Below are 25,047 nucleotides of genomic sequence, written 5' to 3'. Positions count from 1 at the left end.
CATGACTCCACAACAAATCGAACTCGTTAAATCTACAGTACCTGTTTTACGTGAACACGGCGTTACGCTGACCACATACTTTTATAAGCGTATGCTTAATAACAACCCTGAATTAAAAAATGTTTTTAACTTGGATGACCAAACTAGCTTACGTCAACCTCGTGCTCTTGCAGCTGCCGTTCTTGCTTATGCAGAAAATATTGAGAACCCTACTGTTTTAGCGAAAGCAGTTGAGCGTATTACGACGAAACATGTGAGTTTAGATATTCAACCAGACCAATATGCAATTGTTGGCGACAACTTACTTCATTCAATTAGTGAAGTACTCAACGTGCCATTTGAATCAGAACTTATTGAGGCGTGGAAACAGGCTTATTTACAATTGGCAGATATATTGATTGGCGTTGAAAAACAAAAATATGAACAACTTGAAAACTTAAATGGTGGATGGGCTGGCTGGCGTTCATTTGAAATTACTCAAATTGATCCTCTTGAATCTGGCAAACGTTTCACCTTAAAAGCAACTGACCATGAAGACGTACTTAGCGGACCTGCAAATGCTTTTATTTCGGTTAAAGTACAAGTTCCAGATGAGCAGCTTGAACAACCGAAAGCTTTTAAATTTACAGAAGCTCAGGAAAACAACTCATATCATTTTGAAGTTCAGCCTGAAGAAAACCATACAGAGTTCTCAGTAGCGAATATCTTGCTTGAACATTATAGAGTTGGCGATCAAGTTCAAGTTTCAGCGCCTTTAACGCTCTAATATAAAAACCTCTTGCCTGAAAGTTTTCATATTTAGACTTTCAGGCTAAGATGATCATCCTTTTAATCTCTTCCATTTTTGGTGATCATGCAGCTTAATAAATTTACCGATTATGCATTACGACTATTAATGTATGTTGCACGCCCAAGTGATGCACCCTACACGATTGCAGAAATCGCGAAAGATTTGCATGTTTCACAAAACCATCTGGTTAAAGTTGTTCACTTCATGGGTAAGCAGGAATGGATTATTACCATTCGTGGAAAAGGCGGTGGAATTCGCTTAAATCCAGATGCACTTAACTCAAATTTAGGTTCAATTGTTCGAATATTACAGGGTGACAATCAAATCGTTGAATGCAATACGCCACCTTGTGTATTGCGAAGTCACTGTGGTTTAAAAGGTATTCTTGACCAAGCTTTAGAAAGCTTTTACCAAAGTCTAGACCAATACACGCTTGGAGAGGTTTTGCAACAGTCAAAGTCTGCCCCACCTGACTCTCCTATTGCCTTTTTACAAATCTGACTTCTATTGATTTTCATAAGTAGATTTATTGAAAATTAGCAAGAATAACCAAGCTCCTTTATACTAGGCACGAGCCCTCTCATCTAAAAAGTTATTTTTTATGCGTCGTAGTGAAAAATCGAAAGACACCAAAGCCAGACTCGCACCCAAACAAAAGATCAGCTATGAAAAAGCACCAGATCCGGCGATCACAGCCTATGCTGTGCAATCACTAAACTGGTTACGCCAAGCTGAGTTTCTAATGAGTGCACCTAAATTGGCACTTTGTGTTGAAGATAGCGGCTACGAGATTGCTTTTGCAGGGCGCTCAAATGCTGGTAAGTCTAGTGCGATTAATGCATTAACCAATCAGAAACAACTTGCCCGCGCTTCTAAAAAGCCAGGCCGTACCCAGATGATTAACTTTTTCAGTCTAGGTAACCCAGATCAGCGTTTAGTCGATCTTCCAGGTTACGGTTATGCAGCTGTACCTGAAGATATGAAAAAGGTGTGGCAAAAGGAATTAGAAAACTATCTGATCCATCGCCAAAGCTTACAAGGCTTAGTGCTACTTATGGATATTCGCCATCCTCTACAACATTTTGACATGATGATGCTGGAATGGGCTTATTCACGTCATCTCTTTGTTCATATTCTATTAACAAAAGCAGACAAACTTAATCGCGGTCCTGCAAATAAAGTATTACTTGAAGTTAAACAGCAACTTAAAAAAATGAAGCTTGATTTTTCTATTCAGCTTTTCTCTTCACTTAATAAATTAGGTTTGGAAGAGCTTGCAAGTGTCATGGGTGGACGCCTGCATTTTACGCTTGATCAACAGCCCGAATTTGATGTCGATTCAATCCCTGAAGCGACAGATGAGGATGCTGAAAGCTAAATTATCCTCACAGATACAATTTCTTCATTAAATTTATACTCAATTGTCCCCTATTGCTAAACACAAATGTAGGGGCTTTTTTTATACTCATTCTTAACTTCATCGAGTTAAAAATCAGGAATAAATGATGAAATTGTTATCTTTTTTGAAGAACAAGGCTTTAGGTTCTTCTATTGATTATAAAATTCTTCCACGTAAAGTAAAATTTGACTGGAAAGATACCCCTGTCGACTGGATTCCTAATCAACCTTTCGCAAGTTATTTTATTAATGAAATTAATAATATCTTGCCTGCTGGAGAGTTCTGGTTTTGCCGTTTGTATAATAAGGTTTTACCGCAAATTACAGATGAAAAACTCAAGCAGGATGTACAGGCATTTATCCGTCAGGAAGCTATGCATGCCAATGCTCACACTTCTGCAAACAAAGAATATTTAAGCGCACGTAATATTGATATCCAGAGAAATCTGGACATTATGAATTATCTATTTACTATCGCTTTGGCAGATAAACCTTTTGATAGAGTAGTTCCAAAAATTTTAGAAAAACAGTGGGATCTATTCCGTTTAGGAGTTATTGCAACTGTTGAGCATATGACCTGCGTGTTGGGTAAATATGCGTTATATAACGAGCGATGGGAAGAACTAGGCGCAGATCCAGAAATGGTGGATCTGGTTAAATGGCACGGTTCAGAAGAAATTGAACACCGCACGGTTGCCTTTGATTTATATCGTCATCTTGGTGGCGGTTATATTCCACGCTACTATATGAGTCTTGCTGTTATCACACTTGTACTTGGATTATGGGTAGATGGCGCTGCACATATTATGAAACAAGATCCACGTTTTGCAGATGCGGCTAAATCTAGATTTTTTCCAGTGTGGGTTACTTTAGAGTGGTACAAAATTAGCCGAAAAGATAATCAGGTTTTACCTAACCCACTCTGGCTTATTGCTCAGCAAATTGATTACCTCATGCCTTGGTATGATCCAGTCAAAGAAGGCAGCACTGAAGATGCGGTTAGCTATTTATCGCAATCTCCAGCAGCAAAAAGAGCAGAGCTTCAAGCTGCTTAAAATAAAAAAAGCAGGATTCAAAATCCTGCTTTTTTTGATCTATAGATAGTTAGACACTGATATCTTTATCTTTCGTATAACGGTCTACAACCACACTAATCATCATATCACCCTGCACATTTACCACCGTTCTGACTGTATCTAACAAACGGTCAATCGGAAGTAAAATTGCAATTGCCTCAGCAGGCAAACCCACAGACTGTAAAACCATAATCATGGTGACCATACCCGCACTTGGAATTCCTGGGGCTCCCAGTGATGCAATCATTGCTGTTAAGCACACTATAATTTGTTGTGTCAGATTTAAATCTAGACCCACCAAATTTGCCACAAACAATGCAGCTGCCGCTTCATATAGTGCAGTACCATCCATGTTTAACTGTGTGCCTAATGGGATAACAAATCCTGCTGTTTGCGGGCGTACGCCTAAGTTTTCTTGCGCACACTTCATACTAAGCGGCATAGTGGCAGAGCTAGAACTGGTTGCAAATGCAGTAATCAGTGCTGTACGAGTCCCTTTGAAAAAAGTCCAAGGACTCATGCGACCGAAAATCCAAAGCAGTAGTGGTAAAACAACAGCACCATGAAAAATGGTTGTGCCTGTTACAACGACCGCGAATTCAGCCAAACGACTTAATACTGAAATATCTTCTGTTGCCATTAACTTTGCTAACAAAGCAAAAATACCCAACGGCGCTAATTTCATCACCCAGCCAACCAGCAGCATCATCATTTCAAAGAATTGGTGACTCAATAAACGAATACTTTTGAAACGTTCCCCACCCTGCACCAAAGCGACACCGACGAATAAAGCAAAGACTACGACAGCTAAAACGTTACCATCACTAAACGCTTTAAATGGATTAATTAAAGTATTTTGAATAAAATTCGTGAAAAAACTGGCAGGGTTCAAACTATCTGGCGCTTGATAATTTTGCATAGATGTCTGGAAAATAGAAATATCTATGCCACGTCCAACTTCAAATAAATGAGCACAACTGATGCCTAAAATTAAGGCTAAAGTGGTTGTAGTTAAACAGCATAAAAATGTGATTTTCCAGACTGGCCCTAACTGTCCGCCTGCCTGTAGATTGGATACACCTACAACAATCGAACTAAAAATTAAAGGTACCAAAAGCATTTTAAGGAGCCCAATAAAAACACTACTTAGTATTCCAAGCCCATATAAACTATGCTTTACAAAAGCAGTGTCTGGATACATTGTGAGTAGGAAACCAAAGGCTAAACCTAAAATGGCGGCAATCAGAATTTGTGTATTTAAGTTCATATCAGCATTATTTTTTTCAGTTGGCATACCTTTTTACAATATGACATGAGCTTGCTTTTCATTCGAGCAATTTTTTGTCACATCGTTTCCCTAAAAAGAAAAAAGCCATCTGGTTAGATGGCTTTTTCGAGGAATCTATTGCGTTTCAATTTCCCGCAAACGGATTAAACCCTCTTGTACTGTACTGCATACAAGCTGACCATTTTGCCACATACGACCGAAGTTTAAACCGCGTGAAGCTGCGCTTACCGTTGCTTCCATGTCATACAACATCCACTCATCTGCACGCAGTGGGCGGTGGAAATAAATTGCATGATCAATGCTTGCACATTGCAAACTTGGAGAAATATAACTCAGCCCATGCGGTCTTAAAGCCGTTGTCATTAAGGTAAAATCTGAATAAAAGGCAACAATCGCTTGATGTAAAGCAATATCATCTAATTGTTTTGGAATACGGTCATGCGTGCGGATATAGTGCGCATTATATGGAGCTTCTGGTTGCGGCTGAAATGGATTTACTGGATCAATTGGACGAATTTCTACATGACGCTCGCGCATAAAGCTAGCACGAACATTTTCAGGTACAAAGTTTAGAATACCTTGTTTCAGCTCATTTTCAGATTTAAGCGTTTCTGGTGCAGGATACTCGGGTTCTTGATGTTGATAGTTCAAACCTTCTTCCGGATTAGCAAAAGAAACCATAGCTGAAAATATTACTCGCCCATGCTGAATCGCACGAACTTGACGACTTACAAAGCTCTTCCCATCCCGTAAACGGTCTACTTCATAGATAATTGGGGCATTAATATCGCCACCATACAAAAAATATGCATGTAAAGAATGCGCTGGGCGATCAGTTGTATAAGATGCTGCACGTAAAGCCTGACCCAAAACCTGTCCACCAAAGACACGTTTACCGACCAGATTCCGACTGATACCACGGTAAATATTTTCTTCTAGCTTTTCTAAAGTCAAAAGCTCGACAAGTTCTTGGGTTAACGCATTCATGAGAGATACCTTCATATTTCAGGTAAAAAAATCGTATTAAAGGACAGATGTGTAGAATCTATTGTGCCATAAAAAACTATTTGCACATGGAACAATCAGTCAACTTCTGACGAACATTGCTCATATAACAGCTAAAAATACGATTTTTAACGATAAAATATGCCAAAAGCATTATAATTTATAAGCTATTAGCATATTGTTTTTTTCAATAAATGCCTCAAAATAATTACCCTCCGCATTTGGTGCTGGGATTTGTCTTTAAGAAGTAGGAGTTCTTATGTCCAAGAGTGGGTTTGGTCAAATGTATCGTCGGCTTTCGAGTAAACTACTTGACCTCGTGGTAACACCACATGTTCTTGGGGAAGTTCCTACTGAACCAGTATCAGAAACAGAAGCAAAGACTGACCGCCAGAAAGTGGTGTGCTATGTCTTACAAAACCATTCTCGAAGCAATGCTTTGGTGGTTGATGGAGAAACGCGTCGTTTAAATTTAAAACCCGCGTTAGACCCATTAGTTGTTGGCACTCATCAGGAAAAAGCATCGGTTTTATTTTTACAGCACAATGATGAAAATAATTTACTGAATCCGCCTCCTCATGCTTTTCCACCACGCTTACTAAAATTAATTGAAGTCTTACAAGAAAATCCTGAACTTGATATAGAGCTTGTTCCGGTTACCGTTTTATGGGGCCGTACACCAGATAAAGAAGATTCTTGGTTTAAGCTCTTATTTTCAGATACATGGGCTACACCAAGCACCGTTAAGCAATTGGTCAACATTGGCTTGCATGGCCGCCAATCCTATTTAGAATTTCATGAACCGCAATCGCTACGTGAACTGGTTGAATATGCACAACAGCATTATCCAAACCTTTCACCAGCTACATATATTGTAAGTACGTTAAATGATTACTTAGATCGTCAACGTGAAGTGGTCTTAGGCCCCGATTTATCGGATCGCCGTAATGTCATGCAGTCAGTTGTAAAATCTCGCGATGTGCAAGAAGCGATCCGCCGTGAAAGTATTCGCGGAAAAGTCAGCATGCTCGAAGCTGAGCGTCGTGCGATTGGCTATGTGAATGAAGTCGTATCAGATTATTCACACTCAGCAGTCCGCTTTGCCGATCTTGCTTTAACACGTTTATGGACCCAGCTTTATGACGGCGTAGAAGTGCATAACTTCAGTACTGTTCGTGAACTGGCAAAAGATTATGAAGTGGTTTATACACCTTGCCACCGCAGTCATATTGACTATTTATTATTATCCTACGTGATTTATAAACGTGGCTTAATGGTTCCGTATATTGCTGCGGGTGATAACTTAAATCTACCATTTGTAGGGCAACTTTTACGTGGAGGTGGCGCATTCTTTATTCGTCGTTCTTTCCGTGGAAATGGTCTTTATACAACGGTATTTAAAGAATATTTATATAGTATTTTGTCACGCAACACCCCTCTTGAATACTTTATTGAAGGTGGACGTTCGCGTACAGGACGCCTATTACCGCCTAAGACTGGTATGCTTGCCATGACAGTTCACAGCCATTTACGTGGCCGTGCTAAACCTATCGTCTTTTTACCAACTTATATTGGTTATGAACGACTGATGGAAGGCTCGACTTACGTGGGCGAAATGCAAGGTAAACCGAAAGAAGCTGAATCAATTTTTGGTATTGTGAAAACCTTACGAAAAATTGAACGTATTTTCGGTAAAGTCCACGTGAACTTTGGTGAGCCTGTTTTCCTTGATGATCTGCTTAAACAACATAATGCAGAAAATGTTCATATCGAGAAAAATGACGACCCAATTCCTCAAGCGGTTTCAGATGCAGTAAATAGCTCTGCACATGCAATTTTAGAAAATATTAACCGAGCTGTGGTGATTAACCCTGTCTCTTTACTTTCTATTATTTTGCTTGCAACTCCTAAGCATACGCTTGATGAAGAAATCTGTATTAAGCAGCTTGAAGCTTACCGCAATCTGGCATCAAACTTCCCATATGACCAACGTATGGAAGTAACGCCACTTTCTGGTAAAGAAATTATTGCTTATGGTTTAAAGCTTAAACTCATTAAACGAGTTCAGCATGCACTCGGCGATATTATTGGGATTGAAGACAATCAAGCTGTTCTTCTGACCTATTTCCGTAATAACATTTTGCACGCCTTTGTTTTACCGTCATTGGTTGCATCACTTGTTGAACACAATGGAAAAATCAGCCGTTCAGATTTAACCAATGTCATCTATACCCTGTATCCATTCTTGAAAGCTGAGTTATTCCTTAAATGGAAGAGTAGCGAGCTTAAAGAACAAATTGAGCAATATGCAGATGCATTGGTTCAATCGAAACTGATTCAACAAGACGATGAAGGTAACTTGATTAGCTCTGCACCAAATACTGAAGAGCATAATCAACTTGTTGTTTTAGCTACACCTGTTAAGCAAAGTCTTGAGCGTTACTACATGACGCTTGCGCTCATTACTCAACGTGGTTCGGGTAATATTTCTGCTAAACAAGTTGAAGAATTAAGTCATTTACTCGGACAACGCTTGTCAGTTCTATATGAATTTAATTCGCCAGAGTTCTTTGACAAAGCTTTATTCCAAAGCTTCTTAAAAGTACTTACACAGCAAAATTACATTCGAACAAATGACCAAGGCCAAATCGAGTTTGATGATAATTTCCGTCAAATGGCTGCTGGTGCACAGTTGGTTCTTGATGAAGTAACCTTACAAATGTTGCAACACATCACGACCTTTACCGACGAAGAGTTAAAAGATGCGCTTGAAGCTATGGCATCTCAACAAGCAAAACGACGTTTAAAACGTAAAAAATCTTAAGATTTTGAGTCAAAATAAAAGGCAACTTTCGTTGCCTTTTATTTTATTAGCGACTTGGACATTCAAAATAACGTGGATCATCCATACAACGCAGACGCTTCATAAGTTGAACAAAATAAGCATCGTAATAACCTGAAAGTACGTACTGATTGCGTATTTTTGCAACCATAACGTCATAACTCTGCTTTTCATAAAAAGAGACATCTACCCAGTAATAGGCAGGTAAATGGTTTTCCCACTGGGTCGCACGGTTAGTCAGTAATTGGCTGTTTTGAACAAACCATCCTCGAATTTTTCGGCCAAAATTAGCAGGATAAGCTTGTGGTTTAATAATTAAATTGACGCCTAAATATGCCAAAGGGAAGTTAATGACTTGGACATCTGGTCCAAATTCTTTTTGTAAATTATATGGCAATAGCCCATATATTGGGACAGGAACTATATCGATTTTGTCTTGCTTAAACTGAACAATCGCATTAGATAAATCAACATAAACTGGCTGAGCACCCACACTTCGTACCAATGCCTGTTGTGGTGGATTGTTTGGTAACACCCCAATACGCTGATTTCTTAATTGAGCAACTCTAGAGATTTTTTTATTTTTTAGGACCATATAGGCAGTACCAACAGGAATCATCCCTAGTGCTTCATAGTCCTTAGAAATTAACCTTTTCTCGATTGTTGGATGATTCAAAAGCTGCAATAAGCTTTTAGCAGTACGATTATTAGGAATAAGCCCGATACCTGCGGTGCTCCCCATAAACTGGTTATAACGATAAGTATTAAAATTAGATGCCGCTAAACCTGAACATTTACCCTCGTCAAATGCTTGTATGGCCTGTTGTTCTTTTTGATAGGTAACCACTTTAAATTTGACTTGATATTGCTGAGCAAATAATCGAATGTCATTTAAACGACGTGTGATATCCCCTTGGGAACCAATCGGATCATATGCACACCACACCTGATCCTCGGCCCAACTCGCAACAACTGTTACGCTCAAAATAAGAGCTAAACAAATTTTTTTCACTTTCAACCTTTTTATCTTTATCGGCAATTTGACTGCCTCATCAGGTATTTCTATTCTTATTTAAAGTTTAATCAAAATTTTATTTAGTACTATGAACATTTAAACATAATAAATAGTCATTAAAGCAAATTGGATGCTCTAATTGAAAACCTGTTTGAAGCAAATGTTTAGCATAAATTCTTTTACCTGAAGTTTGGTTCGATTCTAAAGTTAACTCTGGCAATCCCAATTTTTCTTGAAACCACACGATAACTTCATGCAAAGGCAATGGTTGGTTATTAGTCACAATATAGCTCGCTTGATGAGTTTCATAATCAGCCATAAAAGCCAAAAATCTTGCTAAATCATCAATATGTATTCGATTGCTATAATGAATATTTGGATAGCTTTGACTATTTTCAGCCATTTTCTTCAAACGGGCAACGGAAGTTCCATAAATACCTGTAGGACGAACAATTACACATTGGTTTGGATAATGCTTCTGCCAAAGTAACTCCATATTCCGTAAGATATGGCCTTGTGCATCGCTTGGCTGAATTTCACTAAAATCATCAATGATCTCCCCTGCATTTTCACCATATACCCGCGTAGAAGAGACTACGATTATTTTTTGTACCGGATGTGGTTTTAATGCTTCTCGAATCGGTTCAATACTATCTACATAAGTATGCTGATAGCCCTCAACCGTACTCTCGTTTGGGGAAAGTAAAATATATACAACATCTACAGGTTCAATTTTACTTAAATCGAGTTTAAAGATATCTTGAACAAGATGGGTTGCGTAACTATCTGTTTTTACACTACGGCTGATTGTGGTAATTTGATGTTCTTTCTCAAATAGTTGTTTAGCAACACGCTGAGATGTTTTACCATAACCGATAAATAATATATGCATAGAAAACTCGTTGAGGGGACATGACTTCAGTCCATCAGTTACAAGGCGTTGGATCGGCTTCAGCAGCCCTGCTCGAAAAACTAAATATTTTTACCACAGATGATTTACTGTTTCATCTGCCACGTGATTATGAAGACCGCAGTACGATTATTGCAATGAATCAACTTGTGGTTGGGCGTAGCTATTTACTCGAAGGTGAGGTCAGATCAATTGATTTCCCTCCGGGAAAACGAAAATCTATGGCAGCCTTGGTTCAAGATGAATTCGGTAAAGTCACCTTACGCTTTTATCATATTTATAAAAACCTGACTGACAAAATAAAACCAGGTCATCGCTTACGTATTTTTGGTGAAGTTCGCGTAGGCGCACGCGGCCTTGAGATGTATCATCCTGAAATTCAGCTCATTAATGAACACACGCCTCTACCAAAAACTCAGCTTACAGCAATCTATCCCAGTACAGATGGGCTGACTCAACCCAAATTACGCGAATATGTAAAACAAGCTTTAAAGCACCATAGTGATGCCTTACCAGAGTTGCTTCCCAAACAATATACCAATGGCTATGCGCTTAAAGAGGCTTTGTATTACATTCATGAGCCTCCAGTTGATGCCAATATGGTTCAATTGGCTCAAGGTTCACACCCCGCACAGCAAAGGCTTATTTTTGAAGAGTTGGTTGCACACCAAATTAGTTTACTTAATCGACGTGCTTATATTCGCCAAATTGCTTCTCCAGCTTTTTCAAGCAGCAAAATATTAGCCAAAAAACTATTAGAAGCTTTACCTTTTCAAATGACCAATGCACAAAAACGTGTATCTAAAGAAATTTTGAATGATTTGAAGCAGAACCAACCAATGCTTCGATTAGTGCAAGGCGATGTAGGCGCTGGAAAGACCTTGGTTGCCGCTGTAGCCGCTTGCCATGCTTTAGAAGCTGATTGGCAAGTTGCATTAATGGCTCCTACTGAAATTCTTGCAGAACAGCACTACTTAAATTTTAAGCGTTGGTTTGAACCATTAGGCATTACTGTCGCATGGTTATCTGGAAAACAAAAAGGTAAAGCGCGTGCTCAAGCAGAGCAACAGATTAAAGAAGGCCATGCTGAACTTATTATTGGTACACATGCTTTATTTCAAGATAACGTTGGATTTGCAAAATTAGGTCTAGTGATTATTGATGAACAACATCGTTTTGGCGTAGATCAGCGTCTAGCTCTACGTAATAAAGGTGCTGAGCAGTTCACCCCGCACCAACTCGTCATGACGGCTACTCCTATTCCAAGAACTCTAGCAATGAGTGCCTATGGTGATTTAGACACATCAATTATTGATGAGTTACCACCTGGGCGTACTCCAATTCAAACAGTTACCATTCCTCTTGATCGTCGTGAGGAAGTACTTCAACGAATTGCTTCAAATTGCAGAGATGGGAAACAAGCATATTGGGTTTGTACACTGGTTGAACAGTCTGAGACTTTAGATGCTCAAGCAGCAGAGGCAACTTATCAAGAAATGAAAGAGCGCTTTCCAGAGCTCAATATTGGCTTGGTGCATGGCAAAATGAAAGCCGATGAAAAGCAAGCGGTCATGCAAGCGTTTAAGAATAATGAATTACAGCTTCTTATCGCAACCACGGTCATTGAAGTTGGAGTAGATGTTCCCAACTCCTCTATTATGGTCATTGAAAATGCTGAACGTCTGGGGCTTTCTCAGTTACACCAATTACGTGGTCGTGTGGGTCGAGGAGCTCAAGCCAGCTTTTGCGTACTTTTATATAAAACACCTCTTTCACAAAATGGCCAAGAGAGACTTTCTATTTTAAGAGAAAGTAATGATGGCTTTGTGATTGCAGAAAAAGATCTTGAGTTACGCGGGCCGGGTGAATTACTAGGTACTAAACAAACTGGAGATATGGGATTTAGAGTTGCTCGTCTAGAGCGAGATGACCACTTACTGAGTCAAGCTCATTATGTAGCTCAGCAAGTGTTAAAAGATTATCCAGAACAAGCAGATGCGCTATTAAAACGTTGGCTTCCTGAGGCGCCTCGTTATGCATATGTTTAGTTTCTTAAATCCGCAGCATCTTATCCACTCACTCTCACCTTGCTTGTTGTGTGAGTCAGGTGTGCGAGAAAAACATTCGCTCTGTAAGGACTGTTGGGAACAGGTACCATGGCTTAAACAAATAATTCAACGTAATGATCAACCAGTTCTTGTGGCCTGTGATTATGCATATCCAGTCAACCGAATCATTCAGCAGTTTAAATATGAACAAAAATTACACTATCAAATCTTGTTAGGTGAAATTTTACAACAACTCAAATTTCCCAAAGTACAAGCTATTGTACCTATGCCGATTTCGAATCAACGCTTAATTGAACGTGGTTTTAATCAATCATTGTTACTCGCAAAGATCTTAAGCAAGCAGTTAAAAATACCTGTTTGGCAGCCGGTGCAACGCCTTGCTGAGCATTCGCAAAAAGGGCTTTCTCGACTGGAACGCTTTGAGAACATTGAGCAACAATTTATTGCATTTACTCAAGAAAAACGGCGTTATCGCCGTGTGCTCGTTATTGATGATGTCGTTACCACCGGAAGTTCAATTTACGCCCTTAATCAGGTATTAAAGCAACTAGGATGTACAACCATTCATGCCGCTTGTTTAGCGGCAACTTTAACGAGCTAAGATGATTAAACTATAGATAAATGCTGCTCACACCAAGGAATAACAATTTCACGGGTTAATGGTGCGAGGTGTGTTTCTGAATCATTTAGATCCACCCATTTCATTTCTGCAATTTCGGCAGCAATTTTAGGAGCCTGATCGAGTTGAACAAGATATAAATGACTGACCAGAATGTGATCTGGTTCATTCGCCGCTGCTGTTTCGAAACGACCAAGAAATTGCTCAATTACACAAGAACTTCCAACTTCTTCTAGAATTTCTCGCTGCATGGTGATCTCTGGCGCCTCATTAGGTTCCAGCTTACCGCCCACTTGCATAAAAGCATGGGTATTACGCTTTCTTACGAGCAATAACTGATTTTGCTCGTTCAAGATCACTGCAGCAGCGACCGTAATTGTTTTCACCTATTTAACCTCTTTATGGCTGTACATCAGCATTTGCCCATTTTGGAGCAGGAGCCTGATATTGTTCAAATTGTTGAAGAATATCTTCGATTTTGTCTGATGCGATCAATTTATCAACGAACCGTGCTTGGCTAAATCCATTATCTACCGTTCCTTGAATCATTTTAAGTAAATCTTCATAAAAGCCAGCTACATTTAAGAAAGCACATGGCTTTTGATGAATACCTAATTGCGCCCACGTCCATTGTTCAAAGATTTCTTCCAATGTACCCGCACCGCCTGGTAAAGCAATAAAGCCATCGGACAGATCTGCCATTTTGGTCTTACGCTCATGCATATTTTCGACAACATATAATTTGGTTAAGCCCGGATGAGCTAACTCACGATCGACCAAAGCACGAGGTATTACTCCAATGACTTGTCCACCTGCCCGTAAGGCACTATCAGCGACAACGCCCATCAAACCTGAGCGACCACCACCATAAACCAAGGTCTTACCTTGTTTTGCAATAGCCTCGCCTGTAATTTGGGCAACTTGTTGGAAAATTGGGTTTGAACCAAGAGATGAACCACAGAAAATACAAATTGAATTCATAGTGTAAAAAACCGTTTTATTGAACTGTCATGCTGACAAACTAAACTATCGATAAAGTTTTTTTTTGCAAAATAGCGTATTAGCAAGTGTTTTTCGGCAAATCCTTGTCTAAAATACACCCATCCATTTCCATCAGACTGCGTGAGGAAAAAAGACACATGCTTGAAGCCTTTTATGCCACAGAACGCGGAAGTCTGGAAGATGCCACCATCAATGGTGGATTTGATCTACATCCCGAATTAGTCTGGCTTGATCTTATTGCCCCCTCGCAAGAAGAGCAACAATGGGTCTTAGATGCCTATGATCAAAACTTACCCACACTAAAGTCGCTTGAAGATATTTCATCCTCAGCACGATTTTACCGTGATGATGACGGTATTTTGCATATCAGCACCTATTTTTTAACGAAAAATAAAAATTATCAAGTTGATGGTGATGCAGAAGATTCATCACACATTTTAGCGATGGTGCAAACGGTTGCATTTATCTTACATAAAGACCGTCTCTTTACGATGCGGGGAGAAAAATTAGTTGCCTTTCGTGCCTTCCGTGCACGTGCCCGTCGAAATGACTATGACATGGACTATAAAGATCCAACATGGATTTTATTAGGCCTTCTTGAGGCAAAACTCGATGAGCTTGCGGATATCTTGGAAGATATCCACAAAGATTTAGAAAAATACTCTACTGAAGTTCTAAATAACCACCAGCGTGAACAAATTCTAGATCTTGACGACATGATTACACGCCTAGCTCAACAAGAAGATATGCTAGGAAAAGCGCAGCTCTGTTTAATTGATTTACGACGTGTACTTACTTTTTTATCACGTCCACGCGCATTAGGTAGTCATATTTACGATGCGGATATTCGCGAACTTAGTGAAGATGTTCGCTCACTCGTAGAACATGATGCCTTCTTATTCCAAAAAGTACGATTCTTGCTTGATACAACGTCTGGATTCATTAATACCGAGCAGAATGACACGATCCGTCGATTCTCGATTTTACCAAGTATGTTAGCTCCACCTATGCTCATTGCCAGTATCTATGGTATGAACACAGATGTATTACCTTTCGCACATGGTACGACTAGTTTCTTTATTGTTTTACTCATTATTATGGGCTTCTTTATTGGTCCTATTATTTACTTCCGATGGAAGAAATGGATCTAAGCTTTGTAATAAAATGCTAATTCCAAGCATAAAAAAGCACCTATATTTAGGTGCTTTTTTATATTTTACAGATCAAATCAGATGTAGATCTTCCTGCAAATGGCAGGCTTGAATAATCTTCAGCATTTTTTCGGGTACATTTTTAAAATGTAAACCAGTATTCTGCGGAGTAATACGTAGCCATTGAACTAAAACAGCCAATGCCAAGGTACTACCATGCTCAAGCTGTGTTAAATCTACCACTAAAGGAAAGCTTTGTTGCTTCTTAATGATATCTAACCCAGCTTTATACTGTTGTTCGGCATTTTCAAAATCAATTTTTCCCGAAACAACCAATTGTTGGTTGAGATACTGAACCACTATTCACCTACTTATTTCTGTTTGTTCTGATTAACAGCAGCGTCTGCATCCGGTTGGAAGGTTGCAATTGCTTTATTTAAATCGCCACCATTACGCTTCACTGTTGCAGCAAACTGGTTACGGAACTGCAATCCTAAATCAATACCAGAAACATTGATATTACGGATTTTCCACTGAGTACCTTTATCAGCTAACTGGAAAGACACAGGAATTTTTTCACCATTGTGATTAAAGTCCAATGTCACTACAGGATTTTTACCCGCAGTTGCTTTATAAGGACGCATTGTATAGCTTTGGTTCGTATACTTAGCAAATGCACTGCCGTAATTTTCAATTAACGTATTACGGAAGTTTGTTTCAAACTGAGCACGTTGTGCAGCTGTACTATACTGATTAGTCGCATAAGTACCCATTACAATACGTGTAAATGCTTGTGAATCAACATACGGGTCTAAATTCTGACGTACGATAGCCTTCACTAAAGCAGGGTTTGCTTGCAATTTAGCATGATCAGCTTTTAAACGAGCAATCAAACCATCAGCAACACGCTTGATAAAATCAGGTGGTGCTTCTGAAGGCGCAGCAAAAGCTGTACCTGCAATCATGGTAGACAAAAGACTTGCTGTCAGGGTTTGTTTAAACAACGTATTCACCAGGAACCACTCCTTCAAATAATCTTTTACTCAACAAATGAGGCTTGTGCACTATCTTTATTAGTGCTTGCAGGAGCATCTGCTTCTGTTGAGCCTGAACCGGCAGCAACTTTACCAGCCCCGCCACCAGTAATAAATTTACTAATTAAATCTTCTAAATCCATAGTTCCTTGAGTGTTTGAAATCGTGTCACCTCGTTTTAAGTAGTTCACACCACCACCAGGTACAACTTTCAAATATTTCTCACCCAACAAACCATTCGTTGCTACCATTATATAAGCATCTTCATCAATACTGGTGATGGAGGTCATGTTACTGGTCAGTTGCTGTTCCATTGCTTTTTGTTGCTCTGGAGAAGCCTGAGTATAATCTGAGCTATAACGTAACTCTTCCAGTGCATTTTTCTGAACTTCTTTTAATTGTTCAGGATTAAAACTTGTCAATTTTCCATCTAAACCAAATGTTACGGTAGCCAAACGCGTAACTGGATCAAGCGTAATCGAATCAACACGACCAATTGTAACACCACTCATTGTTACTTTAGCACGAGGCTTTAGACCATTGACGTTATCAAACTGAGCCTTCATGGTATAACTATCACTTAAGTTCGTACCAACAAGACCACTGACTTTCATCGCTAAAAAAAACAACGCAATACCGAAGATGATAACAAAGATACCAACGGCCAGTTCACTACTACGTGATTTCATTAAATCCCTCCGAACATGACCGCAGTCAACACGAAATCAAAACCTAAAACACATAATGAAGAATACACAACCGTCCGAGTCATTGCCGTTGCAATACCTTCTGGTGTCGGATCACAGGCATAGCCTTGATAAACAGCGACCCATGTACAAATCAAAGCAAAAACAATACTTTTAATAATCGTGCCATTGAAAATGTCATGCCAGAAACGCACTGTATTTTGCATACCACTCCAGAAGGAGCCTTCATCAGCACCCAAAAAGTCAACACCGACCATCTTGCCACCAATAATACCAATCGCAGCAAATATCACAGTTAACATTGGCAAACTGACTATACCTGCCCAAAGACGTGGTGATACGATTTGCTTTAAAGGGTCAACCCCGATCATTTCCATACTGGCAAGCTGTTCGCTTTGCTTCATTGAACCAATTTCGGCAGTCAATGCAGAACCGGCCCGTCCTGCAAATAGCAATGCAGCAACCACAGAAGCAAGCTCACGGAGTAGGGTTAACGAAATCGCTGTACCCAACATCGACTCAGCACCGAAAGTAACCAAAATGCTATACATCTGCAGGCCAAGAACCGCACCAATAAACAAACCAGAAACGGTAATAATAAGTAAGGACATCACACCTACGCGGTGCATTTGGTAACCAAAACGACCAAAACCACCCTTGGTAGGAAATGAAAAAATAATCTGCAAGAGCATATGTGCCGCAGCACCAATGCCTCGAATCCGCTCAATAACGAGTCTACCTAACCAGGCAATCGTATTCATGGACGAACCTCGTTATTTAAATAAGCTTGATGACTAAATTGATATTCAACCGGTCCTTCTGCCGAACCTGTTAAGAATTGGTGTACAAATGGAGAAGCATGTTTTTGCAACTCTTCAGGTGTACCCTCTCCCTGAATTTTTCCTTCAGCTACCACATAGATGTAGTCAGCAATCGATAATGTTTCTGCAACATCATGCGAAACAATAATTGTTGTTAAATCTAACGCTTCACGTAGTGAACGAATTAAACGCGTCAAAACACCTTTCACAATTGGGTCTTGACCAGCAAAAGGTTCATCGTACATGATTAAATCGGGATCAAGTGCAATCGCGCGAGCCAATGCTACACGACGATTCATACCACCTGAAAGTTCTGTCGGCATTAATTGTTCAGAACCACGTAGACCCACTGATTCAAGTTTTAACGCAACCAGTTCAGCAATGAGATTTTCAGGAAGCTTAGTATGCGCTCGAATTGGAAACGCCACATTTTCATAAACGGACATATCCGTAAATAAAGCGCCACTCTGAAATAACATTCCCATACGTGCACGGGCGGAAAAAAGTTCCTGACGAGACATTTTGGCAATATCTTTTGTGTCGAGTAAAACTTCCCCCTGATCTGGAACAAGCTGTCCACCAATCAGACGTAATAAAGTTGTTTTACCTGTACCAGAAGGTCCCATAATGGCCGTAATCTGGCCTCGACGTATATTTAAACTAATATTGTCATAAATGACGCGTTCCCCTCGATTAAAACTCAAGTTTTTCACTTCAATAAGTGGTTGAGTCGAGAGAGGAGTTTTATTATTCATAATGGCAATCGTTCCTGCACTTTTATGCACGCATACTATAACACTGAAAATTAGCAAACTTGTTGTAATTTTGACAAAAGCAAATCTAACTTATTTTATAGAAATAGAAGAGGTATGTTCGTAAAAAGAGGTCAATTCAGAAGCTTGGAATTGCTCAACAGAACTTCCATTTATAAAAGCGTAGGCGAAGTAAACACCATTACACAAAACGAGTGCAATAAAGAGATAAGGCAAACCATGCTGAACCAAAAGGTTCTTCAATTGTGCCATTATTGTTTCTTTTCGCTTACTTTTACGCATTATTTAATAAAAAATTGAACCAATTCACATTTTGTTAGTTTATAACAAAACTGAAAAATAAAAAAGGCCAGTATTTTTACTGGCCTTTTTTTTCAAACTAAATATTGATTAGCGGTCGAATTTACGACGCGGTGGTTTATCATCGAAGCTACGACGTGGACGATCTTCACCACCAAAGCTACGTTTTGGACGATCATCACCACCGCCAAACGCTGGACGTTCACCACGTGGTTTGTCATCAAAACTACGACGCGGACGATCTTCACCGCCAAACGCTGGACGCTCACCGCGTGGTTTATCATCGAAGCTACGACGCGGACGATCTTCACCACCAAAACTACGTTTTGGACGATCATCACCACCGCCGAACGCTGGACGCTCACCACGTGGTTTGTCATCGAAACTACGACGTGGGCGATCTTCACCACCAAATGCTGGACGCTCACCGCGTGGTTTATCATCAAAACTACGACGCGGACGATCTTCACCACCAAAGCTACGTTTTGGACGATCACCAAAACCAGCTTCGCGACGTGGTTTATAATCTACGCGATTACCACGGTTGTCATCATTCGATTCAAAACGCGGTTTATCATTGAAACCACCTTCGCGACGTGGACGATCTGAAGTGAACTCACGACGTGGACGATCTTCAAAACCACCTTCACGACGTGGACGGTCTGAATTGAATTCGCGACGCGGACGATCTTCACCACCGAACGCTGGACGCTCACCACGTGGTTTATCATCGAAGCTACGACGTGGACGGTCATCACGACCACCTTCACGGCGTTTAAAGTTGCTTTCGCCTTCAAAACGACGACCACCACCAAAACCACCGCCGCCACTACGACGACCATCACGACCACCGCCGCCATTACCACTACGGCCACGACCACCGCCATCACGACCTGAACGAGCAGGAGGTGGAGATGGCTCTAAGCCTTCAATTTCAGAAACACTCAAACGTGCTTCTAAATATTCTTCAAGTGCACGAATCTTACCGCGTTCACGATAAGTCGCTAAAGTAATTGCTTGACCAGTACGACCAGCACGACCAGTACGACCAATACGGTGTACATAATCTTCATGCTTCATCGGAAGACCGAAGTTAATTACGTGAGAAATAGTCGGAACGTCAAGACCACGAGCAGCAACGTCAGTTGCAACTAGGATTTTTGCACGACCTTCACGAATACTACGTAAACGACGGTTACGAACTGTTTGTGGCATTGCACCATGAAGTGCAACAACAGAATGACCTGCTTCAGCAAGTTCTTCTGCCAACATATCTGTATCTTCTTGCGTGCTAGCAAAAACAACAGCTTGATCTAAGTTTTCATCACTTAACCAATGTGTAAGTAATTTTTTCTTATGTTCGAAGCCATCAGTCCAATGCAATGTTTGCGTAATATCTGTATTGGTTGAATGACCTGTTTCAATTGCGATACGCATAGGATCTTTCATCATGCATGATGCAAGACGAATGATACGATCAGCAAATGTTGCAGAGAACATTAATGTTTGTTTACGGTTAGCTGCTAATTCGCTAATTGCTTCTAAGTCTTCAGAGAAACCTAGGTCAAGCATACGGTCCGCTTCATCAACGATTAAAGCATCTACTTGATCTAATTTAATTTGACGACGATTCACCAAGTCAAGTAAACGACCAGGTGTTGCAACAACAACTTGCGCGCCTTTTAATTGTTGAATTTGTTTTGCAAATGGCATACCGCCCATAATGGCAGCAATACGAACACCTTTCATGTGACGTACAAGTGCAATTGCATCTTGACTTACTTGCTGTGCCAATTCACGAGTTGGTGAAATTACCAAGATATTCGGTTGAGTCACTGCTTTCATACGGTCTTTGAACGGTACAACAGACTCTTGACCAGCTAAAGCATTTAATGTTGGGAGTAAGAATGCTGCAGTTTTACCAGAACCAGTTTGGCTTGATACGAGAAGGTCTTTACCTTCTAAAGCAGCAGGAATTGCTTGTTCTTGTACAGCAGTCGGGGTAGTAAAACCTAAACCTTCAAGCGCTTGTTGTAAGGTTTCATGCAAAGAAAATTCGGCAAAAGATTTGCTCATAGAGAGTTTCACCCTTGTGGGTGCTCCATTTTTAATAAATACAAAATAGACATCGGCAAAAAGCGGCAAAGCAAAATTAGCTGAAAGCTTTTATTCAGCAGCAATCCGAGTAACGACGATGTGGACTAAACGCATGCTTGATTACGGCCGAACCTGAAGAATCGCTGAGCGATCGGGGCGCAAGAAATGGTCCTCTCTATGGACGGCGTGCGCTTACAATGAATAGAACAGAATGTTCAGGTAATGAACGGAAATTTAAGTGCGTTGGCGGATTATAGCAGAAATAAATTAAAAGTCACCTGTTTTAATCAACTTTATCTATATTTCTTGAATTAATTTAATTTTACTCTTTACTTAAAACACAAAACCCTCTGATTAAAGAGGGTTTTATTTATAATAAGCTAAATTATTTTGCAGCTTTATCCCAAGCTGGAACAACAGTTTGCATTAAAGGTTTTAACAATTTAAGCGAACATGCGAGTACTTGACCATTTTCAAATGAGTTATTACCACCACGTGCGTCAACAACTACACCGCCCGCTTCTTTAAGAATAAGTTCACCAGCAGCAATATCCCATGGCTTTAAACCAAGCTCAAAGAAACCATCAAAACGACCAGCAGCTACATATGCTAAATCTAGAGCAGCTGAACCGCCACGACGGATTTGAGCACCTGCTTGAGTAACCGCTAATAACGATGCGAAATGCTGCTCTGCATAAGATACGATTTCGCCAGCACGTTTAGCACGGTAAGGATGGCCTACTGCCAAGAATGTATTTTCTAAACTATCTTTTACATTTACACGAATACGGCGTTGATTCATAACTGCACCGCGACCACGGCTAGCAGAGAACAACTCATCACGTACTGGATCGTAGATTACGCCGTGTTGAGTAACACCTTTATGTTGAACTGCAATAGAAATACAGAAATGAGGGAAACCATTAATAAAGTTTTGTGTGCCATCAAGCGGGTCAATTACCCAGCACCACTCTGCATCATGGCCTTTGCCTTCTTGCAAACCAAACTCTTCACCTAAGAAGCTATGGTTTTTATAACTTTTACGCAACGTATCAATCGCTAATTGTTCTAAATAACGATCTACACGTGTTACCGGGCCATCAATGCCTTTCTCTTCAACTTGTAAATCGAGTTTATGACGATTTTGATGCGCTTTTAAAAGCTCTTGACCAACTGTTTGAGCCGCACGCGCAGCCATAACCACCATAGGTTCCATTGAACACCCACTAGACAAATTTGAAGATTTTGACAAAGAATAATGCATAAAAGCGCAGATATTTTAGCAAATATATGCGCTTTTAGGGGGAAAATGTTTCAAAAATTTTATTGGAGGCCTAAACCACCTGATTGAGCTTAAGCCAAACTCTCTCAATTGAGCTCAAAATACCTTTAGCATCCAACCCGCAGTCTTGTAACATTTGTCCGTGTGAAGCCTGTTGTAAGAACAAATCAGGCAAGCCTAAATTAATGATAGGTTTCACAATTTGTTCTTGCGCCATAAACTCATTGACAGCGCTACCTGCACCACCCATAACGGCATGCTCTTCAACTGTGACAAATAAATGAGTATTTTCAGCCAAATCACGAATCATGTTTTCATCAAGCGGCTTCACAAACCTCATATTTACAACACGCACGCCCACATCATGTTTTTGTGCAAATTGTTCAGCAGCCTCTATAGCAACCATCACTCTGCTACCAAATGCCAAAATTGTAATCTGCTCTTCACAGCTAGTTTTTATTTCAGCAACGATTTCGGCTTTCCCTAATTCAATAGCGGTCAACTCTTGCTGAATTTCAACACCTATACCAGCACCACGTGGGTAACGTACCGCAGCTGGTCCATTATAGACATAGGCTGTATGAAGCATCTGGCGACATTCATTTTCATCTTTTGGCGCCATGATGACTATGTTTGGAACTGTACGCATGTATGCATAATCATATGCACCTGCATGAGTTGGACCATCTTCACCAACCAAACCAGCACGGTCAATCCCGAAAGTCACATCAAGGTTTTGTAATGCAACATCATGAATAAACTGATCGTAACCACGCTGCAAGAACGTCGAATAGATTGCAACAACAGGTTTTAAGCCTTCACAAGCCATTCCTGCTGCAAGTGTTACAGCATGCTGTTCAGCAATCGCGACATCAAAGAATCTCTGTGGAAATTCTTTAGCAAACTGAACCATGCCTGAGCCTTCACACATCGCAGGTGTAATCGCGAGTAGGCGCTCATCTTGTGCCGCCTCATCACATAACCACTGACCAAATACATCAGAATATTTAGGTGGTGTTTTACCTGCTGAGGTTGCATTAATTTTGCTAATTGCATGATAAGTAATCGGATCTGCTTCTGCGGGAGTAAAACCTTTACCTTTTTTAGTATAGACGTGAACTAAACGTGGACCTTTACGCTTCTTCAGAGCATTAAATACTTGGGCCAGTTGATTTACGTCATGGCCATCAAATGGACCAAAGTAATCAAAACCAATTGCTTTAAATAAATTATCGGCTGCGTCTGTTGCTGATTGATGCAAACGAGAGTTATAAGTCCATTTTGGATGTGGCTGTATATACGCTTCGCCATCTTCATTAACGTTAACTAAATGGCCTTTTTCCCAAATTGCAGCCAAATGTTTAGCAAAGCCACCTGTACTACAAGAAATTGACATGTCATTGTCATTGAGCACAACAATTAAATCGGCATTATGTGCAACAGCATCGTTCATGGCTTCAAATGCCATACCCGCTGTCATTGCACCATCACCTACAATACAAACCACTTCACATGGGTCGTTTTGATAACGACGTGCTAATGACATTCCTAAACCAGCTGAAATTGCTGTTGATGAATGTCCTACGCCGAATGTATCGAAAACTGATTCTTCTCTAGCTGGAAATGCTGCTAAACCATTTTTAGAACGAATCGTCGTCATTTGTTCACGACGACCTGTCAGGACTTTGTGCGGATAGGCCTGATGTCCTACATCCCAAACTAATCGGTCATTTGGAGTATTAAAGCAATAATGCAGCGCAACCGTCAGCTCAACCACGCCGAGATTAGCACCGAAATGGCCACCACTCTGGCCTGCTGCATATAAAATATATTGACGCAACTCATCAGCCACTTGAACCAATTGGCTATGCTCGAGCTGACGTAATTGTTGAGGATGATCAATTGCATCTAACAATGGCGTAACAGGGCGTTGAGTTGGAATTTCGGTATACAACATATGTGGCAAAGCCTTTATAAGCCTGGCAAATCCTAAGCTGGGTCAAAATGGGTCGATCATACAATCGAATGAAGTCACCTTCAATCAGCCACATTTGCGAACGAGGTCATGCAAAGCAGTCTCTCATACATCATGGGTATGGTTGGCAGATTATCCTGAATAATCTGACTATTTATCAACTATTATCGTCTTCTTTATACAAAAAAGAAAACCTTCATACGCAAAATGATTATGACAATTCGACCAATCTCCCAGCATTACGCTATACTTTAAACCGTTTTCGGTTAAAAGATGAGTTAATCTGTGCCTATAGAGTTCATTGCAACATCAAAACTTCCGACCGCTTTTGGTGAATTCAATATTTCTGTTTTTCAAGATCCGGTATCAGGTGAAGAACATGTGGCACTTTCTAAAGGGTTAGAAAATCCACCTACAGGTCCTGTTTTGGTTCGTGTGCATTCAGAATGCTTAACAGGTGATGCGTTTGCGTCATTAAAATGCGACTGTGGCCCTCAATTACAGGCAACTCAAAAGCTCATCAACGAGGCAGGACAAGGCGTTATTTTATATTTACGTCAAGAAGGCCGTGGCATTGGACTGACTAATAAAATTCGTGCCTATGCCTTACAAGATCAGGGGCATGACACCGTAGATGCAAATTTGCTTTTAAATTTACCTGCCGATGCACGTCGTTATGACATGTGTAGCATTATGCTCGATCACTTAGCAGTGAAAGAAGTTAAATTAATTACCAATAATCCTTTGAAAATTCAGGCACTCAAAGATCAAGGAATTAATATCGTTGGCCGTGTTCCATTAACGGTTGGACGCAACCCTTTTAATGAACAATATTTAAAAACCAAACGTGAACGTATGGATCACCTTTATCAAAAAGATGATTTTTAAGCCAA

At 40.2% G+C, this 25,047-nt stretch carries 24 protein-coding genes; 9 read left to right on the top strand and 15 right to left on the bottom strand.

The features are described 5' to 3' along the window. The first annotated feature begins 1 nt into the window (after nucleotide 1). The 4 genes from AC07M3_RS08670 to AC07M3_RS08655 all read left to right on the top strand — a co-directional run bounded on the left by AC07M3_RS08670 (nucleotide 2) and on the right by AC07M3_RS08655 (nucleotide 3,243). Nucleotides 2-766: a globin domain-containing protein gene (locus AC07M3_RS08670; RefSeq protein WP_004639534.1), complete on the top strand. Its 765-nt coding sequence runs from the start codon at nucleotides 2-4 to the stop codon at nucleotides 764-766. An 87-nt stretch (nucleotides 767-853) separates the two neighbouring features. After that, entirely contained in the window at nucleotides 854-1,291 is a 438-nt protein-coding gene (locus tag AC07M3_RS08665; RefSeq protein WP_004639536.1) for an RrF2 family transcriptional regulator, read from the top strand. A 100-nt stretch (nucleotides 1,292-1,391) separates the two neighbouring features. Further along, nucleotides 1,392-2,168 (top strand): ribosome biogenesis GTP-binding protein YihA/YsxC, encoded by a 777-nt coding sequence (gene yihA / locus AC07M3_RS08660; RefSeq protein ID WP_092710353.1) that lies wholly within the window; start codon nucleotides 1,392-1,394, stop codon nucleotides 2,166-2,168. A gap of 124 nt (nucleotides 2,169-2,292) precedes the next feature. Next, nucleotides 2,293-3,243: a metal-dependent hydrolase gene (locus AC07M3_RS08655; RefSeq protein ID WP_494566936.1), complete on the top strand. Its 951-nt coding sequence runs from the start codon at nucleotides 2,293-2,295 to the stop codon at nucleotides 3,241-3,243. Between the two features lie 49 nt (nucleotides 3,244-3,292). Here AC07M3_RS08655 and AC07M3_RS08650 read toward each other — a convergent pair whose 3' ends face one another. Both AC07M3_RS08650 and AC07M3_RS08645 read right to left on the bottom strand, forming a co-directional pair. Beyond that, on the bottom strand, nucleotides 3,293-4,558 hold the full coding sequence (locus tag AC07M3_RS08650; RefSeq protein WP_035359955.1) for a dicarboxylate/amino acid:cation symporter: 1,266 nt from the start codon (nucleotides 4,556-4,558) through the stop codon (nucleotides 3,293-3,295). A gap of 108 nt (nucleotides 4,559-4,666) precedes the next feature. Continuing rightward, nucleotides 4,667-5,539, bottom strand: coding sequence for an acyl-CoA thioesterase (locus AC07M3_RS08645; protein ID WP_092710363.1), 873 nt, complete (start codon nucleotides 5,537-5,539; stop codon nucleotides 4,667-4,669). Between the two features lie 277 nt (nucleotides 5,540-5,816). On the opposite strand from AC07M3_RS08645, the gene plsB reads away from it, so the two are divergent. Continuing rightward, nucleotides 5,817-8,381, top strand: a complete 2,565-nt coding sequence (gene plsB, locus AC07M3_RS08640; RefSeq protein ID WP_045433169.1) for a glycerol-3-phosphate 1-O-acyltransferase PlsB — start codon at nucleotides 5,817-5,819, stop codon at nucleotides 8,379-8,381. Nucleotides 8,382-8,427: 46 nt separating this feature from the next. Here the strand turns inward: plsB and AC07M3_RS08635 are convergent, their stop codons facing one another. Beyond that, complete coding sequence (locus AC07M3_RS08635; protein WP_494566937.1) at nucleotides 8,428-9,411, bottom strand: putative solute-binding protein; 984 nt, start codon at nucleotides 9,409-9,411, stop codon at nucleotides 8,428-8,430. A gap of 79 nt (nucleotides 9,412-9,490) precedes the next feature. Further along, a complete protein-coding gene (locus tag AC07M3_RS08630; protein WP_307012162.1) occupies nucleotides 9,491-10,306 on the bottom strand; it encodes a Rossmann-fold NAD(P)-binding domain-containing protein in 816 nt (271 codons plus the stop codon). 20 nt (nucleotides 10,307-10,326) lie between these two features. Here AC07M3_RS08630 and recG point away from each other — a divergent pair, with 20 nt between their 5' ends. Both recG and AC07M3_RS08620 read left to right on the top strand, forming a co-directional pair. Beyond that, complete coding sequence (gene recG, locus AC07M3_RS08625; RefSeq protein WP_426455426.1) at nucleotides 10,327-12,372, top strand: ATP-dependent DNA helicase RecG; 2,046 nt, start codon at nucleotides 10,327-10,329, stop codon at nucleotides 12,370-12,372. Then, complete coding sequence (locus AC07M3_RS08620; protein WP_307012474.1) at nucleotides 12,365-12,994, top strand: ComF family protein; 630 nt, start codon at nucleotides 12,365-12,367, stop codon at nucleotides 12,992-12,994. The genes recG and AC07M3_RS08620 overlap by 8 nt, the downstream gene beginning before the upstream one ends. A gap of 5 nt (nucleotides 12,995-12,999) precedes the next feature. On the opposite strand, the gene AC07M3_RS08615 is transcribed toward AC07M3_RS08620, so the two are convergent. Together AC07M3_RS08615 and AC07M3_RS08610 are read right to left on the bottom strand one after the other, a co-directional pair. Further along, nucleotides 13,000-13,398, bottom strand: a complete 399-nt coding sequence (locus tag AC07M3_RS08615) for an NUDIX hydrolase (protein ID WP_133747466.1) — start codon at nucleotides 13,396-13,398, stop codon at nucleotides 13,000-13,002. Nucleotides 13,399-13,411: 13 nt separating this feature from the next. After that, nucleotides 13,412-13,993 carry an LOG family protein gene (locus tag AC07M3_RS08610; RefSeq protein WP_307012167.1) on the bottom strand — a complete coding sequence of 194 codons (582 nt, stop codon included), beginning with the start codon at nucleotides 13,991-13,993 and terminating at the stop codon, nucleotides 13,412-13,414. Between the two features lie 158 nt (nucleotides 13,994-14,151). Here AC07M3_RS08610 and AC07M3_RS08605 point away from each other — a divergent pair, with 158 nt between their 5' ends. Continuing rightward, nucleotides 14,152-15,165, top strand: coding sequence for a magnesium and cobalt transport protein CorA (locus AC07M3_RS08605; protein WP_004639553.1), 1,014 nt, complete (start codon nucleotides 14,152-14,154; stop codon nucleotides 15,163-15,165). A gap of 72 nt (nucleotides 15,166-15,237) precedes the next feature. Here AC07M3_RS08605 and AC07M3_RS08600 read toward each other — a convergent pair whose 3' ends face one another. The 9 genes from AC07M3_RS08600 to dxs form a co-directional block, all read right to left on the bottom strand. Then, nucleotides 15,238-15,525, bottom strand: a complete 288-nt coding sequence (locus tag AC07M3_RS08600; protein ID WP_080027838.1) for an STAS domain-containing protein — start codon at nucleotides 15,523-15,525, stop codon at nucleotides 15,238-15,240. Nucleotides 15,526-15,536: 11 nt separating this feature from the next. After that, nucleotides 15,537-16,178 carry an MlaC/ttg2D family ABC transporter substrate-binding protein gene (locus tag AC07M3_RS08595; protein WP_005038459.1) on the bottom strand — a complete coding sequence of 214 codons (642 nt, stop codon included), beginning with the start codon at nucleotides 16,176-16,178 and terminating at the stop codon, nucleotides 15,537-15,539. A gap of 26 nt (nucleotides 16,179-16,204) precedes the next feature. Further along, nucleotides 16,205-16,888 carry an outer membrane lipid asymmetry maintenance protein MlaD gene (gene mlaD / locus AC07M3_RS08590; protein WP_005038457.1) on the bottom strand — a complete coding sequence of 228 codons (684 nt, stop codon included), beginning with the start codon at nucleotides 16,886-16,888 and terminating at the stop codon, nucleotides 16,205-16,207. Continuing rightward, nucleotides 16,888-17,667 carry a lipid asymmetry maintenance ABC transporter permease subunit MlaE gene (gene mlaE / locus AC07M3_RS08585; protein ID WP_005038455.1) on the bottom strand — a complete coding sequence of 260 codons (780 nt, stop codon included), beginning with the start codon at nucleotides 17,665-17,667 and terminating at the stop codon, nucleotides 16,888-16,890. The genes mlaD and mlaE overlap by 1 nt, the downstream gene beginning before the upstream one ends. Beyond that, nucleotides 17,664-18,482: an ABC transporter ATP-binding protein gene (locus AC07M3_RS08580; RefSeq protein ID WP_005038453.1), complete on the bottom strand. Its 819-nt coding sequence runs from the start codon at nucleotides 18,480-18,482 to the stop codon at nucleotides 17,664-17,666. The genes mlaE and AC07M3_RS08580 overlap by 4 nt, the downstream gene beginning before the upstream one ends. 90 nt (nucleotides 18,483-18,572) lie before the next feature. After that, on the bottom strand, nucleotides 18,573-18,782 hold the full coding sequence (locus AC07M3_RS08575; RefSeq protein ID WP_026055540.1) for a hypothetical protein: 210 nt from the start codon (nucleotides 18,780-18,782) through the stop codon (nucleotides 18,573-18,575). Nucleotides 18,783-18,890: 108 nt separating this feature from the next. Then, nucleotides 18,891-20,876 carry a DEAD/DEAH box helicase gene (locus AC07M3_RS08570; protein ID WP_132070377.1) on the bottom strand — a complete coding sequence of 662 codons (1,986 nt, stop codon included), beginning with the start codon at nucleotides 20,874-20,876 and terminating at the stop codon, nucleotides 18,891-18,893. A 406-nt stretch (nucleotides 20,877-21,282) separates the two neighbouring features. After that, on the bottom strand, nucleotides 21,283-22,113 hold the full coding sequence (locus AC07M3_RS08565; RefSeq protein WP_003653693.1) for an inositol monophosphatase family protein: 831 nt from the start codon (nucleotides 22,111-22,113) through the stop codon (nucleotides 21,283-21,285). A gap of 118 nt (nucleotides 22,114-22,231) precedes the next feature. Beyond that, on the bottom strand, nucleotides 22,232-24,136 hold the full coding sequence (dxs, locus tag AC07M3_RS08560; protein ID WP_494566938.1) for a 1-deoxy-D-xylulose-5-phosphate synthase: 1,905 nt from the start codon (nucleotides 24,134-24,136) through the stop codon (nucleotides 22,232-22,234). 303 nt (nucleotides 24,137-24,439) lie between these two features. Here dxs and ribA point away from each other — a divergent pair, with 303 nt between their 5' ends. Further along, entirely contained in the window at nucleotides 24,440-25,042 is a 603-nt protein-coding gene (gene ribA / locus AC07M3_RS08555; RefSeq protein ID WP_005043912.1) for a GTP cyclohydrolase II, read from the top strand. The last annotated feature ends 5 nt before the right edge of the window (nucleotides 25,043-25,047 follow it).

It is taken from the genome of Acinetobacter sp. GW821-FHT09D10 (assembly GCF_059416285.1).
The sequence above is the reverse complement of the archived record's forward strand: the minus strand, read 5'-3'. Positions and strand labels throughout refer to the sequence as shown.